Source organism: Cyanobium sp. ATX-6F1 (assembly GCF_047395825.1).
GTDB lineage: Bacteria > Cyanobacteriota > Cyanobacteriia > PCC-6307 > Cyanobiaceae > ATX-6F1.
Map to the genome: position 1 here is coordinate 1,515,620 of NZ_JBCEBF010000001.1, position 14,702 is coordinate 1,530,321.

Sequence of the window (14,702 nt, forward strand, 5' to 3'; positions counted from 1 at the left end):
AGCAGCAGGCGCCAGGGGGTGGGCCAAGAGAAGGACTCACAGGAGGGGTCATGGAGCGGTGGTTCCTGCGTTCAGCGGCACAACGAAAGCAGAACCACTCGGACATCCCGGCGGCTGGGCGCAGACCCAGCGACGCAGACGGTCTTTCTCGGGGCCATCGGGGAAGGGCCTGTAACTCTCGATCACCGCAAAGCTGCCCGCCACCGCATCGGCGCCCTTCCGGCGCCAGGCGGCAGCCTCCTGCTCGCTGAGGGCCTCGGGAGTCACAAGCCAGCCCTTGCGGTTCGCCAGGTAGAGCACGGTGGGATCGGGGCCGCTCATCACCACCACGCGGGCCTGCTCAGGGGTGCTGGCCTGAATCTGGCGGCCCAGCTCCCAGGCGGCCGAGCCGGTGATGCGCTCCCGGCTCCAGTAGTCAACTCCCAGAATGGTGAGACTGACCAGCACCATCAGGCTGAGCACAGCCCAGGCCCCACGCCGCCAGCCGATCGACCCCGAGCGCAGTCGCACCCAGCCCTGGCCCATCAGCGGACAGGCGAACAGCATCAGCGGCAACTGGTAGTACTCATGCACAGCGGTGGTTTCTGGGGCCAGGGCGCCCGCCACCACCACCGCCACCAGACCCAGCGGCAGCACCCGTACCAGCGGGTGAACCCCGGCGGCTGAGCCAGCGCGGGGCGGCAGCAGGCCCAGGATCAGCAGGGGCACCCCCAGCACGGCCAGGTTGCGCACCGCCACCCGCAGGGCCAGCTCCCCCCAGTAGCTGAACCCCAGCAGGTCGGACCAGGTGTAGCGGTTCGCCTGGCCGCCCCAGAAGCCGAAACTGAGACCGCTGCTTTCCCCCAGCTGGCGGGCATGCCAGTACCAGAGCGCGGTCACCGCGGCGGCTCCCAGTGGATAGAGCCAGGCAATGGGACGGCGAAGCGCCTGCACCCACCCCCCTGTCCCCGCGCCCAGAGCCAGAGCAGGGGCGCCCCCAGCCAAAGGAAGGGGAGCACCTTCACCAGGCATGCCCCGCTGAAGGCCAGCCACGACACCAGCACAGCGGAGCGCCGCCCCCTTCCAGCCAGACCAGAAAGCGTTCCAACGCCAGGGCCGCCAGCAGCATCAGCAGGGCCTCCGGTTGCACCGTGCGTCCGTAGAACACTGGAATCGGCAACACGGCATAGAAAATCCCCCCCACCAGCCGGCCCGCTCTCCCAGCAGCCGCCGACCGATGCGGATGACGAGGAAGATCGTGAGCACGCTGCAGAGCACCGACAGCCCGCGAGCCAGCCACTCGTGTACCCCAAACAGCCTGTAGAGCAGGGCCACCCCGTAGGGGTAAAGGGGAAACTCGGCTTCCACCAGGCCGCTGCCGGCACCGCCCCAGTCGATCTGGGGCAGCCAGAACCGCATCCCCTGTTCGGCGAAGTTGCGGGCCATGGCGGCCGTGTCCGCCTGGCGCCAGCTGTGGATGCCCAGGATCGGTGCCTGGATCTGCACCAGGCGTAAGGTCGCCCCGATCAGCAGCGGTAGCCAGAGCGGCAGGGGATGGCCCTTGGAACGGCTGACGCCCATGGTTCAGCAGGTTATTGGGAGGGCGCTGGCGGGTTGCTCAGTTGGCCCTGCACCGCATCCACCGCCGCCGGCAGGGAAGAGCGAAGCGCGGGAATCCGGGTGAGGTTGCCGCTGAGGCTGACGGCCAGATCCGCCAAGCCCTTCAGAACCGGCTCGTCATGGCGATTTTGTGCCGCCTGGGCCACGGCGGCGGCCTGGGGGCGCGCCAATCGGCCAGCAGCACCACCGAGTGGTAGGCCGCTGGCCAGGGGTTGGCGGGTTCGAGCGTTTCCAGGCGGCTGAACCACTGGGAGGCGACCATCGGGCGGTTCTGCAGCACCCCGAGCAGGGCCAGGCTCCAGAGGGCATCGCGATCGTCGGGGTTGATGCGCAGTTTCTCGTTGGCCCAGCGGGCCACTCGCTCCTGGTAACGGAAATGTCCGTCGAGCTGGTGTTCAGGGCCGATGCTGGCGAACACGGCCGCCAGTCCCCTGGGGCCCTGCTCCATCCCCCGGGCCAGGCCGATGAAGCGCTGATCGAAGCGCGTCGGTGCTGGCGCGTCGGCCCGCCGGCGCCAGAGCTCAATGGAGCGCCCCTCGTTCCAGGACCAGCGGCTCAACCGTTCGAAGCGGCCGTCGCTGCGCACCTGGCGGCTCAGCTGGCGGGACACCTCCCGGTGGGTGCCCTGGTCACCGGTGGCCAGCACCAGCCATTCCGCCTCGCGCAGCACCAAGGGATGGTCCTGCGCCCGTTTGCCGATTTCTCGTCCCACGATTTCGCCACCGCCGCTGCGGCCGAACACCGTGACGTTGCTCTGATTGAAGTCACCGGTCGTCGGAATCACGATCACCGTGGTGGGGGCGGTGCCCACCCGTTGGCGCAGGACGCGGATCAGTTCCGCCATCGGGAAGGGCGGTTTGCGCTCCAGAGCTTCAGCTCGCTCTGCGGCGGTGGTGGTGGCGCCGCCGATCAGCCCAAGGCCCAGCATGGCCAGGGCGGCCTTGCGCCCCCAGCGGGCGCGGAACCAGAGGAGCAGGACCCACCAGCCCCGGGCCAGCAGCAGCACCAGCAGGGGCAGCACCGGCGCGATGTAGCGGGGGTCCTTGTTGGGGCTCAAGGTCGTGAACAGCCAGCCGCTGAAGGCGCAGCCGATCAACCAGCTCCAGTCCCAACCTTGGCCGGTTTCCGGGGCGCTGGGCTGAAGGTGTTTCCTCCAGGAACTGGTCGCCGCCGCCAGACCTCCGACCAGCCCTGGTAAGCCATTCATGAGTCCCAGCTGTTCGGGCCAAAGCCTGAGGTACCAGAGCAGGCTGGCCAGACTGAACGCTGGCGGATCTCCTTCCTGGGCGGCGGACTCCAGCACCGCCCTGTTGGTGCCACCGATCGTGGTGATCCAGTTGTGCTGCAGCCAGGGAAGAATCAGGGCGAGCACCAACCCCAAAGCGGCCAGAACCTGCAGTCGCCGTTGAGGTCGACCCAGGCCCATGGCTGCGGCCCAGAGTGCGGGGAGGAGCACCACCAATAGTGCGCTCTGCTTCCACCAGCACGGCGGCCGCCAGCGCCAGGGCGGCCGCGCCCGCCTGTCCCCAGCTGCCGCCGCGGGGATCGGGTGCCGCCCAGCGTCCGAGCAGCCAGAGGGCCAGTGCGCTGGTGGCCGCCAGGGGCAGATCGAGCGTGAAGTCAACCCGCAGGGCCACCAGGGCCGGGGTGGTGCTGGTGAGTGCCGCGGCCAACAGGCCGAAGCCTGGCGAAACCAGCTGGCGCCCCCAGCAGGCCACCACCACCAGCAGCAGGCCCTGCCAGATCGCCAGGGCCCAGCTGGCCTGATCGGGGCTGTCGCCGGCCAAGGCGATCACCGTGCCGTTCAGGAGGCTGGCGAGGGGGGATCTTCGGCGACAGATCCAGAAGCGCCTGCCAACCCTGCCAGCCGCCGCCGGGCAGCAGTCCAAGGGCGCGGCCATGGTCCACGGCGCTGTTCAGGTAATCGGCCTGGTCCCAGGAGGGCAGCCGTTGATCCAGTTGCAGCCAGAGCCTGTCGGCCAGGGTGCCGGCGGCCCAGATCAGGCACAGGGCCAGCCACCAGAGCCAGGGTCGGGGGAAGCGGAACGTCAGGGGCCCGGGGCAACCAGGCGCTCAGTCTGAACCGGCGGCTCAGTGCTCACGGACGTTGTGCTTTCTGGCACATCGATCCTTGAGAACTTGGGGCATTAGGGGGATTATTTGGTCGGCGCATTGCGCCTCTTGTGTGTGAGGACCCCATGAAACTTTTCCAGCAACTCCTGCTGGCCCCCGCAGCCCTGGGCCTTCTGGCTCCGATGGCTGCTTCGGCCGCAGATCTCAACCTTGACGCCGTCAACAAGTACGCCGGCGCCGAGGAGCAAGTCACCAGCATCACTCAGTTTTCCGACGTCCAGCCCACCGCCTGGGCCTACCAAGCGCTCTCGAACCTGGTCGAGCGCTACGGCTGCGTCGCCGGCTATCCCAACGGCACCTTCAAAGGCGGTCAGGCCCTGACCCGCTGGGAAGCCGCTGCCCTGCTCAACGCTTGTCTTGATCGGATCACCGAAGTGACCGACGAACTCAAGCGGCTCATGAAGGAGTTCCAGAAGGAACTCGCCGTGCTGCGCGGCCGCGTCGATGGCCTTGAGGCCAAAGTGGGAGAACTGGAGGCCAACCAGTTCTCAACCACCACCAAGCTGCGTGGTGTGGCCACCTTCACCATCGGTGCTAACGCCTTCAGCGGTGATGCCAACGCCACCCTGGGTGAATCCGTTCTCCTCGGCGGCAAAGTATTGCCTGGTGGGAACTTCGCAGGAGCCTCTTCGTTCCTGCAAGGCGCCACCGCCATGAACTACAACCTCGACCTCTTCCTGGACACCAGCTTCACCGGGAAGGACCTGCTCCGCACTCGCCTGCGTGCCGGCAACTTCGGCGCCAGCCCCTGGGGTGCCGCCAATGCCAATAACCTGGTCGGCCTGAACGCCTTCGAGGTGTCCTTCGAGGGCGCACCGGGTGCGGACACCGTGATGGTGAATCGCCTCTTCTATCAGTTCCCCATCGGCAGCAACTTCACCGCCACCGTTGGTGCGAAGGTCCGTCAGGACGACATGCTGGCCCTGTGGCCCAGCGCCTACCCCGCTGACACCGTTCTCGACATCTTCACCTACGGCGGTGCCCCCGGCACCTACAGCCTGAACCTCGGTTCTGGCGCGGGTCTCTGGTGGAAGAGCGGCGGCTGGAGCATCAGCGCCAACTACGTCTCCGCCAACGGCAATAACGGCAATCCCAACGTCGGTGGCATCGGCACCGACGGTGCTGCCCAGACCGGCACCGCCCAGATCGCCTACTCAGGCACCAACTACGGCTTGGCAGCGGCCTACACCTACACCACGCCCCAAGGCGGCATTGCCGGCCTTTACGGTGGTAACGGCACTCCCCTGGCCAACCTGGGCTTCGCTCTCTCTGACAGCGTGAGCTCCGTAGGCATCAGCGGCTACTGGACCCCCACCAGCTCCGGCTGGGTTCCTTCGGTCAGCGCAGGCTGGGGTATCAACAGCCACAGTTCGGACGTCGCCGAGATCGATGGCGCCCAGAGCCAGTCTTGGTATGTCGGCCTCCAGTGGTCCGATGTGTTCATCAAGGGCAACGCCGCCGGCATGGCTGTGGGCCAAGCCACCTTCCTGACCAAGTCGGGTGATGACAGCATCTTGTCTGCCAACGACGGCAACTATGCCTGGGAGTGGTGGTACAAGTTCCAGGTCACCGACAACATCAGCGTGACCCCGGCGATCTTCTACCTGAGTGCTCCTCTGGGTCAACTCCAGAAGGCCAACGGCGATTCCTTCGACAACTTCGGCGGCCTCGTCAAGACCACCTTCAAGTTCTGATCGTTTGATCGGAACGGCTTCGGCGAAGTTCCTCACACTCTTCTTCGCCGAAGCTTCTTTCATTCACTTTTCACAATTTCTTCCTCAATCAACCCAGCTGGTGAATCACCAGCTGGGTTTTTTCGTGCCGAGCGCGCAATTTGTTTCTGGCCAGAGTTTTTGGGCGATCGGTGCCTGTGAAGGCCGTGTAGTCCGCGCTACACGGCCGGGTAATCCTTGCCAGTCGATTTTTTTGAAAACTGGCTAATATCAGCCAGCACCCTATGGTGCTTCCTCTTTTGGTGTGAGGACCAATGAAACTCTTCAGCAAGCTTGTGCTTGCCCCGGCCCTTTTGGGCTTGGCAACGCCGATGGCGGCTTCAGCCGCCGATCTCAATCTCACTGATTTCAACCGTTACTCGGCGCCCGTCTCCAGCAAGGAGCAGGTCACCAGCATCACCCAGTTTTCCGACGTTCAGCCCACCTCCTGGGCCTATCAGGCGCTTTCGAACCTGGTTGAGCGCTACGGCTGCGTCGCCGGCTACCCCAACGGCACCTTCAAGGGCGGTCAGCCCCTGACCCGTTGGGAAGCCGCCGCTCTGCTCAACGCTTGCCTTGATCGGATCACCGAAGTGACCGATGAGCTCCAGAGACTCCTGAAAGAGTATCAAAAGAGCTCGCCATCCTGCGTGGTCGCGTGGATGGCCTTGAGGCCAAGGTTGGTGAGTTAGAGGCCACCCAGTTCTCCACCACGACCAAGCTGCAAGGAGAGGCCACCTTCGTTCTTGGCGGTGTGGATGCCGGTGGTGACCGGCCAGGGGCTGGTGTGTTCGGTCCTGGTGGCAGTGTCCCTGGCGGCAGCGGCCGCAATGCAGCCGATAAGTACAACCAGCAGTTCGGCGCCACCACCTTCAGCTACGACCTGCGGTTGAACCTGCTCACCAGCTTCACCGGCAAGGATTTGCTCTATACCCGTCTGCGCTCGGGCAACTTCAATAACGCCTTCAATGGCCAAGGCCTCAACCTCACGGCCCTGGACAAAGCGAGTAACGGCGCCAACAACGCCAGCGACGCGATCGGGGTTGATCGTCTCTACTACAGCTTCCCATGGGGCAAGGAGTTCACCTTCGTGCTGGGCGCCAAAGCCCGGAACACTGAGCACCTTGGGGTGACTCCAACGCTCTACGGGGGCGGCAAGGGTGAAAGGATCCTTGATCTGTTCTCGTTGAATGGCGCGCCGGGCACCTACAACAAAGCCACCGGTTCATTGGGGGCTGTGATCTGGAAGCAGAACGTCAAGAAAGGTCAGGGCCGTTTCAGCGCCTCGGCGAGCTATGTGGCTCCCCAGGGTAATGTCGGTGCGCCCAATGATGGGGACAGTAATTTCACCTGTTCCAGCGGCGAGGGTGGCATCGGCACGGATTGCTCCCGTTCCAGCTTCCTCACCCAGCTCGCCTATACCGCTCCCCAGTGGAGCGTCTCGGCGGCCTACCGCTATGGCCAGTCAGCATCCAACTTCCGCAGGGGCACCAATTTTGTTGCCTCCAACAGCTGGTTCCTTGCCAATGGTGAATCCAACAGTGTGGCTGTGAACGCCTACTGGCAGCCCAAGACGAGTGGCTGGGTCCCCTCCATCAGCCTGGGCTGGGGATACAACTCTCTGTCCGATAACTCGATTCGTTCCACCGGTGTCGAGTTTGTTGCCCCTTACGTCACTCAATCCCAGAGCTGGTTCGCCGGCCTCCAGTGGACCGATGTGTTCGCGAAGGGTAATTCTGCGGGCATGGCTGTTGGCCAACCCACCTTCGCCACGGCCCTTACTCGAGGCAGCAGTGGTATCGGCAACACCACTCCGACAGATGGCAACTATGCCTGGGAGTGGTGGTACAAGTTCCAGGTGACCGACAACATTTCCGTCACCCCCGCCATCTTCTACCTGAGCCGCCCCCTCGGTCAGCTCACCGGAAATGGCAATTCCTTCGACACCCTCGGCTACCTCGTTCAGACCACCTTCAAGTTCTGATCCCAAGCGCCTCCCTCACACCCCTCACGTGCTTCACGCACACCGCCCCCCTGTTTCAGGGGGCTTTTTCATGGCGCCAGCTGGCGGCCCGCACAATCGATCCTGATTCGGGAAAATGGGGCCTCTTCCGAGACTTGGAACCATTGCCTGCCGCCTCCAACCCCGACCCCTACCGGGTGCTGGGCGTCAGCCGCCAGGCCAGCCCGGCGGAGATCAAGGCCGCCTACCGGGCCCTGGTCAAACGCCACCACCCCGATGCCGGCGGCGGGAGCGAGGCAATCGTGGCGATCAATGCCGCCTGGGCGCTGCTCCGTGACCCGGCCCGGCGCCTGCGTCACGACCAGGTCACAGGCCATGCAGGCGCCGCCGCCGCTGCCAAGGGGCGGCCCCACCGGGCTTCAGGCGCCCAGCGGGACGGGGAGTTGCTGCGCTGGCTGCAGCAGGTCTATGGGCCGATCGACCGGCTGCTGGGGCAGGTGATCAACCCATTCCCCGCAGAGTTACGCGCCCTCTCGGCCGATCCCTACGACGATGGCTTGATGGAGGCCTTCTGCTCCTTCCTTGCGCACGGCCGTCAGCGGCTCGAGAAGGTGGAGAGCCTGTTCCAATCGATGGCCTGCCCAGCCGCCGCCAAGGGTTTTGGCCTGAGCCTCTACCACTGCCTCAGCCAGGTGCAGGACGCCCTCGCTGAGCTGGAGCGCTACACCATGGGTTATGTGGACAGCTATCTGCGCGACGGGCGCGAGATGCTGCGGGAGGCCAAGCGGCGCCGCACGCTGCTGCACGAAGAGCGGCGTCGCCTTGAGCTCTAGAAGCTTTCCAGCTGGTCGAGCCGCAGCCAGAGATCGGGCACGGGCCGGTTCCAGCGCAGCTGGGCGTGGTCGCCCTTGAGGGCCAGCACCTCGCCGGGCCCCTCGAACAGGTAAGCCGGTGGCTGGGGATCACTGGCGGCGGCCTCGAGGCTGCCGAGATAGGCGCTTCGGTTCACCTTCACCAGGGAGCCCTTCTTGATCGGAGCCACCGCTGGGCTGGGGGCCGAGGCCGTGCTGGGGGTTTCAGCCATCGCGACTCGGGAACGATCCATGTGTGTGCAGGTTACCGGCCCTGGCGGTGGAGACGCCGCATCAGCAGGCCTATAAGAGGGCCAGAACGGGGCGCGCGGTCTTGACTCACAACCTGGCCCTTTCGCTGACGCTGTTCGGCGGGCTGCTGCTGATGGCTGTGTGGCTTGACGACATGGCCGCCCGGATCAGGGTGCCCGGCATCCTGCTGGTGCTGGTGCTGGGTCTCCTGATCGACAACAACCTCAGCGCACTGCCAGGTGATTCCCCGCCCCTGCTGAGCCTGGCCAACGCGGAGCAGATCTCTCAGTTGGCGCTGGTGCTGGTGCTCTTCTTCGGTGGGCTCACCACCAACTGGAGGGAAATGCGCCTGGTGGTTCGGCCCGCCGTGCGGCTGGCCACCCTCGGTTCGTTGTTGACCGCCGCCTTGGTCACCGCCTACATCCTCGGTCTGCAGAGCCTGCCCTTCTCGGCGGTGCCCGTGAGCCTGGCTGTCGCCCTGTTCATCGGCGCGATGGTCTGCAGCACCGATGCCTCCGCCACCCTGGGTTTGCTGCGTCCCCTTGTGGGGCGACTGCCGCAACGGCTGATCGATCTTCTGGAGTGCGAGTCAGCCCTCAACGACCCCATGGCCGTGGTGCTGGCGGGGCTGGCCCTGGCGCTTGCGGCGGGGGATGCGGGGCAGGGATCTGAGGTGGTGGTGGAGGTGATGCGCCAGTTTCTGCTCGGGGTGTTTCTGGGCTTCATCGGTGGCAAGGCCGCCACGCTTCTGCTCAGCAGTCAGCGGAGCCAGTCCTATGGACGTCTTGGGGCGATCGTCAGCCTGGCGTTGCTGATGGTGGTGGCGGGGGCTCGAACCTTGTGGGGGCCAGCGGCTTGCTGGCGGCCTATCTGATGGGCCTGGTGCTGGGCAACGACCCCCAGGTGGATCGGCCGCTGCTGGAGGAGTCCCATGCCGGTTTCGCCAAGCTGGCCGAGCTGGTGTTGTTTCTCTGCCTGGGGCTTGTGGTGGAGCCCAACGACGTGGTCAATGATCTGTTCTGGGCGCTGTTGCTCCTGATCGGCATGGTTCTCTCCCGTTGGGTCGTGGTGGAGCTGTTGCTGCTGCGATCCGGGTTCCAGTGGCCCCAGCGGCTGTTCACCACCCTGGCGGGCCTGCGCGGGGCTGTGCCGGTGGCCATCGCCATTCAGGCTGCCGCCAGCCCGGTGGCCTGGGGCCAGATGATGCCACCCCTGGCCCTGGCGGTGGTGCTGCTGGGTCTGATGACTCAGGGGCTGTCCCTGGTGCCGGTGGCGCGTTGGCTGGGCCTGGCCCAGGACACGCCCGCTGCCCCATAGCCTGGTCTTTCCTTTTGCACTGACCCGCGTGCGCCTGTTGCTCCTTGGCTGCACCGGTTTCGTGGGCCGCGAGCTGGTGCCCCATCTGCTCGGGCGGGGTCACCAGATCACCGTGCTGAGCCGTCGCCCCGGGGCCCTTCCGGCTCTCGGATCGGCAGAGCTCGATCGGCTGGTGCTCGATCCCGCTCAGCCTGCGAGCTGGCAGGACCCGGCTCTGATCGCCGCTTTGAGGGCGGCCGAGGGGGTGGTGAACCTGGCGGGGGAACCGATCGCCGAGCGCCGCTGGAGCCCCGCCCAGCTGCAGCTGCTGGTGGACAGCCGGGTGCGCAGCACCGAGCTGCTGGTGGAGGCGATCAAGGCGGCTGGGGCTCCGCCGGCGGTGCTCGTGAATGGTTCGGCCGTGGGTTATTACGGCACCGATCGCGACGCCCGCTTCGATGAGGGCAGCCCGGCGGGCAGCGACGTGCTGGGCCGGCTCTGCGGGGCCTGGGAGGCGGCGGCCGATGGGGCGCTTGCGGCTGGAGTGGGCCGGCTGGTGAAGCTGCGCATCGGCATCGTGCTCGGACCCGATGGCGGCGCCCTCGGCAAGATGCTGCCGGTCTTCCGGGCCGGCTTCGGCGGCCCCATTGGCTCGGGCCGGCAATGGATGAGCTGGATCCAGCGCACGGATCTCTGCCGTCTGGTGGCCGCGGCCCTGGAGGATCCCGCCTTCGATGGCACCTACAACGCTGTGGCCCCCAAGCCGGTGACCATGGCCGTCTTTGCCTCCAGCCTCGGCCGGGTGCTGGGTCGCCCCAGCCTGCTGCCGGTGCCAGGACCGCTGCTGCAGCTCCTGCTCGGCGATGGGGCCCAGGTGGTGCTGGAGGGTCAGCAGGTGCTCCCTGAGCGCCTGCTGCATCAGGGCTTTGCCTTCAGCTATCCCGAGATCAGCGCTGCCCTCGCCGCTGCCACCAGCCCAGGGCACCGCTGAGCAGCGCGGCGGCCATCAACAGCCCGATGGCGGGGGTGAACAGGGGTTCCCAGAGCCGTTGAAACAGCGCCAGGGGCGCCTCGATCTGCCGTCCGTGCAGCACCACCGCAAGGGCGAACCACAGGGCTCCTGCGATCACGAGGAACACGTCCGCCACCAGAAAATTGTCCAGGACGTTCTTGAAGCGGGCGCCTGAGCTCGGTTGATCGATGCCTGGAGTGGCAGGCGGGGCTTGGGCAGCGGGGTCAGCCATGGGCGGAATTGTGCAGGGCCTGGGCGGAGGGCCCCAGCAGGGCGGCGATCTGATGGGCCATCCTCGCCGCCCCACCGCCGGATCCGATCCGCACCTGGCCGTTGCGGTGGCAGCGATCGGATAAATCAGCATCCGCCAGCAGCACGCTGATCAGTTCAGCGCTGGCCTGAAGGTTGGCCGCAGAACCTGGTGCCCCTGGGGCGCAGAACAGGGACGGACCCAGCAGTCGCCGTTGGGCCTCGGCAAAGCCCGGGGTGAACTGGGGACCGAAACCGGGCAGTTGCAGCACCGGTTTGCCCAGTCCCACCGCCTGCTCCGCCGCCGTGCCCGTCATCGACAGCAGCAGATCGCTCTGCTGCACGATCGCCGCGAACTGGCCCCAGCGCAGCTGCAGGCCCAGGGGCCCGTGCCGCAACACCGTTCCATCAAGCCGCCAGCCCAGGGGTTCAGCCAAGGCCTTGACGCTCTCCAGGGAGAGCTCGCCCACCAGGGCCGCCTCCAGGGCCAGGGTTTCCGCCTGGCGCAGCGGCGCCGCCAGGCGGGTCAGCACCTGCAGCATCAGCTCGAGGTTGCGCTCGGCCTCCGGAAGCCGGCTGCCGGGCAGCAGCCCCAGGCGCTGGGCCGCCGGCGGCGCGCCCGGCGCCTCCAAGGGCCCGCTGGGCTCCAGAACGCGGTCGAGGAAGGGGTTGCCCAGGAAGGTCACCGGTCTCCTGAGCTGCTGGCTGAGATCGCCCGCGGTGAGAGCATCGCGGCTGAACACCCGCTGGAACCGCTGGCTGCGCAGGCAGGCGCCGCAGGGCCAGGGCAGCCGCAGACGGCCCTCGTAATGGCTGGAGTAGGCCACCAGGTAGGTGACCACCGGCCGCCGCACCAGCCAGGCCGCCAGCACCGGGATCACATCCCCCACCACCACCACCAGGTCGTAGCGGCCAGCGATGCGGGCCAGCAGCGCCAGGCGCCGCAGCAGGTAGAGCAGCTGCCCCTCGACGATCTCCGTGAGCCGGCCCAGGTGGCTCGTGTAGCCGAGCCCGCCGGTGCTGTACTCGCGGGTGTGGCCCAACACCTGCAGGCCCGCCTGGCGGTAGGCCTGGCCGTGGCCCACCAGGGGCAGGGCCGCCAGCTCGAAGCCCCTCTCGATCAGCTCCTGGCCGATCAGGGCGCCGCTGAGGTCCTCCCCGTGCCCGTTGCTGAGCAGCAGGATCCGGCTCAAGCGTCCAGCCAGCCCTTGAGTTTTTCCAGGGCCTTCCAGCCGGGCTTGCGGCTCAGCCCATCGGCGATCGAAGCGTGCAGTTCACCGGCCAGATCCGGCGCCATCGCCATCACCCGTCGCACCAGGTCCACGTGCTCACGCACCCCCTTGGCGTTGGTTTCCAGCAGGGCCAGGCTGAGATTGATGCGGGACTGGGGGTCCTGGGGGTTCAGCTTGACCGCCGTGCGCGCCGAGCGCAGCGCCTCCTGGGGCTGGTCATTGAGCAGCTGCAGCCAGGCCAGGCAAGTCCAGCCGGCGGAGTGCTGCGGTGCCTGGGCGGTGATGGCGCGGAAATCCTCCAGCACCTCAGCAGCCGGGGCCCCCTGCTGGTAGCGACCGATGGCGTCCTCGAAGAGGGTGTCGTGGCTGGCCGTCATGGTCGCGAAAGGGCGCGCGGAGCGATCACCAGAGTCCCATGGGGCCAGCCTGAACTAAACAGCGAAGGAACTGCCGCAGCCACAGGTCTGGCTGGCGTTGGGGTTGCTGAAGTTGAAGCCGCCGCCGATCAGCGCTGAACTGAAATCCAGCTGCATCCCGTAGATGTAAAGCAGGCTCTTGGGATCACTCACCACCTTGAAGGGCTGGGCCCCCTCGGGCTCGTAGATGTAAACGGCGTCATCGGCCGCGATGGCGCCGGCGTCGATGAAGTCCATCGTGTAGCTCATGCCGCTGCAGCCCCCGGAGCGCACCCCCACCCGCAGCGCCTTGGCTTCGCCCTGCTGCTGACAGAGGGTGGCCAGCTGGCGCATGGCCGGCTCGGTCACGAGGATCCCCTTGCCATCGGCGGCGGTGTGGGTGCGGGGGCTGGTTTCGACGGTCATGGGTGGCGCGGGCGAACGGGCGGGGCGGTTTCTTGAATCCACTCTATGGAGGCCGGCTTCATAGAGTCGTGGGAACCAAGGGAGAACCGGTGCGGGTTGCGATCGTGGGAGCGGGGCTGGCGGGGCTGGCCGCGGCGGTCGACCTGGTGGAGGCCGGTCACCAGGTCGACCTCTACGAGGCTCGTCCGTTCGTGGGCGGCAAGGTGGGCAGCTGGGTGGACGGTGATGGCAACCACATCGAGATGGGGCTGCACGTCTTCTTCTTCAACTACGCCAACCTTTTCGCCTTGATGCGCAAGGTGGGGGCGTTCGAGAACCTCCTGCCCAAGGACCACACCCACCTGTTCGTGAACAAAGGCGGTGATCTGCGCGAGCTGGATTTCCGTTTCCCGGTGGGTGCCCCGTTCAACGGCCTCAAGGCTTTCTTCACCACCCCCAGCTCGACTGGATCGACAAGCTGCGCAACGCCCTGGCCCTGGGCACCAGCCCGATCGTTCGGGGCCTGGTGGATTACGACGGCGCCATGGCCGTGATCCGCGACCTCGACCGCATCAGCTTCGAGCAGTGGTTCCTGGGCCACGGCGGCAGCCGCCGCAGCATCGAGCGGATGTGGAACCCGATCGCCTATGCCCTCGGCTTCATCGACTGCGCGTCGATCTCGGCCCGCTGCATGCTCACCATCTTTCTGATGTTCGCGGTGCGCACCGAGGCCTCCAAGCTCAACCTGCTCAAGGGCTCCCCCACCGCTGGCTCACCGGCCCGATCGTCGACTACATCGAGGCCCGCGGTGCCCGGCTGCATCTGCGCCATCGGGTCACCGACATGCCCTTCGAGGAGCGGCCCGCAGCCGGCGGCGATCCAGCCAGCACCCGCGTCACCGGCCTGGTGCTCGGCACCCCCGACGGGGAGAAGCGCATCGAGGCTGACGCCTACCTGGCCGCCTGTGACGTGCCCGGCATCCAACGGCTGCTTCCGCCCGCCTGGCGCCGGTTCCCCCAGTTCGAGAACATCTACCGGCTCGAGGCCGTGCCGGTCGCCACCGTGCAGCTTCGCTACGACGGCTGGGTCACCGAACTGGGCAACGGGGCGAGCGCCGAAGCGAAACGCCACGATCTGGCCCAGCCCTCTGGTCTGGACAACCTGCTCTACACCGCCGACGCCGATTTCAGCTGCTTCACCGATCTGGCCCTCGCCAGCCCCGTCGATTACCGCAAGCAGGGCCTCGGTTCCCTGCTGCAATGCGTGCTCACCCCAGGCGATCCCTGGATTCCGAAGAAAACCGAGGAGATCGTGGCCCACACCGATGCCCAGGTGCGGGCGTTGTTCCCCTCCGCCGGGGGCCTGAAGCTGGTCTGGAGCAACGTGGTCAAGCTGGCCCAATCGCTGTATCGGGAGGCGCCGGGCATGGAGCCCTTCCGCCCGCAGCAGGCCACCCCGGTGGCCAATTTCTTTCTGGCCGGCAGCTACACCCGCCAGGACTACATCGATTCGATGGAAGGCGCCACAATGAGCGGGAGATTGGCGGCTGCTGCCATCGTGAACGCACCCGTTGCCCTGGCGACCAACGCCGCCGTGGCCTGAT

The 14,702-nt window shown here is 66.7% G+C and carries 12 protein-coding genes and 4 pseudogenes; 6 read left to right on the forward strand and 10 right to left on the reverse strand.

The features are described 5' to 3' along the window. Nucleotides 1-48 precede the first annotated feature (48 nt). The 5 genes and pseudogenes from AAF143_RS08650 to AAF143_RS08670 all read right to left on the reverse strand — a co-directional run. Entirely contained in the window at nucleotides 49-879 is an 831-nt protein-coding gene (locus AAF143_RS08650) for a hypothetical protein (protein WP_414026797.1), read from the reverse strand. Nucleotides 880-1,107: 228 nt separating this feature from the next. After that, a complete protein-coding gene (locus AAF143_RS08655) occupies nucleotides 1,108-1,560 on the reverse strand; it encodes an ArnT family glycosyltransferase (protein ID WP_414026798.1) in 453 nt (150 codons plus the stop codon). Nucleotides 1,561-1,571: 11 nt separating this feature from the next. Beyond that, nucleotides 1,572-1,697 carry a hypothetical protein gene (locus tag AAF143_RS08660; RefSeq protein WP_414026799.1) on the reverse strand — a complete coding sequence of 42 codons (126 nt, stop codon included), beginning with the start codon at nucleotides 1,695-1,697 and terminating at the stop codon, nucleotides 1,572-1,574. Nucleotides 1,698-1,702: 5 nt separating this feature from the next. Beyond that, nucleotides 1,703-3,055: a hypothetical protein gene (locus tag AAF143_RS08665; protein WP_414026930.1), complete on the reverse strand. Its 1,353-nt coding sequence runs from the start codon at nucleotides 3,053-3,055 to the stop codon at nucleotides 1,703-1,705. 112 nt (nucleotides 3,056-3,167) lie between these two features. Next, nucleotides 3,168-3,500 (reverse strand): annotated as a pseudogene (locus AAF143_RS08670) (glycosyltransferase family 39 protein); the annotation flags it as partial. A gap of 297 nt (nucleotides 3,501-3,797) precedes the next feature. Here AAF143_RS08670 and AAF143_RS08675 point away from each other — a divergent pair. The 3 genes and pseudogenes from AAF143_RS08675 (at nucleotide 3,798) to AAF143_RS08685 (ending at nucleotide 8,240) form a co-directional block, all read left to right on the forward strand. Continuing rightward, nucleotides 3,798-5,426, forward strand: a complete 1,629-nt coding sequence (locus tag AAF143_RS08675) for an iron uptake porin (protein WP_255010716.1) — start codon at nucleotides 3,798-3,800, stop codon at nucleotides 5,424-5,426. Between the two features lie 293 nt (nucleotides 5,427-5,719). Beyond that, nucleotides 5,720-7,428: pseudogene (locus AAF143_RS08680) on the forward strand (iron uptake porin). A 143-nt stretch (nucleotides 7,429-7,571) separates the two neighbouring features. Beyond that, on the forward strand, nucleotides 7,572-8,240 hold the full coding sequence (locus tag AAF143_RS08685) for a J domain-containing protein (protein ID WP_255010720.1): 669 nt from the start codon (nucleotides 7,572-7,574) through the stop codon (nucleotides 8,238-8,240). Here the strand turns inward: AAF143_RS08685 and ndhO are convergent. Further along, nucleotides 8,237-8,491 (reverse strand): NAD(P)H-quinone oxidoreductase subunit O, encoded by a 255-nt coding sequence (gene ndhO / locus AAF143_RS08690; protein WP_255010721.1) that lies wholly within the window; start codon nucleotides 8,489-8,491, stop codon nucleotides 8,237-8,239. The two genes, AAF143_RS08685 and ndhO, sit on opposite strands and share 4 nt — an antisense overlap. Before the next feature lie 173 nt (nucleotides 8,492-8,664). On the opposite strand from ndhO, the pseudogene AAF143_RS08695 reads away from it, so the two are divergent. Next, nucleotides 8,665-9,827 (forward strand): annotated as a pseudogene (locus AAF143_RS08695) (cation:proton antiporter). A gap of 28 nt (nucleotides 9,828-9,855) precedes the next feature. Next, the gene (locus AAF143_RS08700; RefSeq protein ID WP_255010725.1) at nucleotides 9,856-10,797 is read left to right on the forward strand and encodes a TIGR01777 family oxidoreductase; all 942 of its coding nucleotides are present in this window, start codon (nucleotides 9,856-9,858) and stop codon (nucleotides 10,795-10,797) included. Here the strand turns inward: AAF143_RS08700 and AAF143_RS08705 are convergent. The 4 genes from AAF143_RS08705 to AAF143_RS08720 are packed head-to-tail and all read right to left on the reverse strand — an operon-like array spanning nucleotide 10,754 to nucleotide 13,120. Next, nucleotides 10,754-11,050, reverse strand: coding sequence for a hypothetical protein (locus tag AAF143_RS08705; RefSeq protein WP_255010727.1), 297 nt, complete (start codon nucleotides 11,048-11,050; stop codon nucleotides 10,754-10,756). The two genes, AAF143_RS08700 and AAF143_RS08705, sit on opposite strands and share 44 nt — an antisense overlap. Continuing rightward, nucleotides 11,043-12,260, reverse strand: coding sequence for a lipid-A-disaccharide synthase-related protein (locus AAF143_RS08710; protein WP_255010729.1), 1,218 nt, complete (start codon nucleotides 12,258-12,260; stop codon nucleotides 11,043-11,045). Before AAF143_RS08710 ends, AAF143_RS08705 begins: the two co-directional genes overlap by 8 nt. Beyond that, nucleotides 12,257-12,676, reverse strand: a complete 420-nt coding sequence (locus tag AAF143_RS08715) for a hypothetical protein (RefSeq protein ID WP_255010731.1) — start codon at nucleotides 12,674-12,676, stop codon at nucleotides 12,257-12,259. Before AAF143_RS08715 ends, AAF143_RS08710 begins: the two co-directional genes overlap by 4 nt. A 54-nt stretch (nucleotides 12,677-12,730) precedes the next feature. Then, nucleotides 12,731-13,120 (reverse strand): iron-sulfur cluster assembly accessory protein, encoded by a 390-nt coding sequence (locus tag AAF143_RS08720; RefSeq protein WP_255010732.1) that lies wholly within the window; start codon nucleotides 13,118-13,120, stop codon nucleotides 12,731-12,733. Nucleotides 13,121-13,209: 89 nt separating this feature from the next. Between AAF143_RS08720 and zds the strand changes: the two are divergent. After that, nucleotides 13,210-14,701 (forward strand): annotated as a pseudogene (gene zds / locus AAF143_RS08725) (9,9'-di-cis-zeta-carotene desaturase). The last annotated feature ends 1 nt before the right edge of the window (nucleotide 14,702 follow it).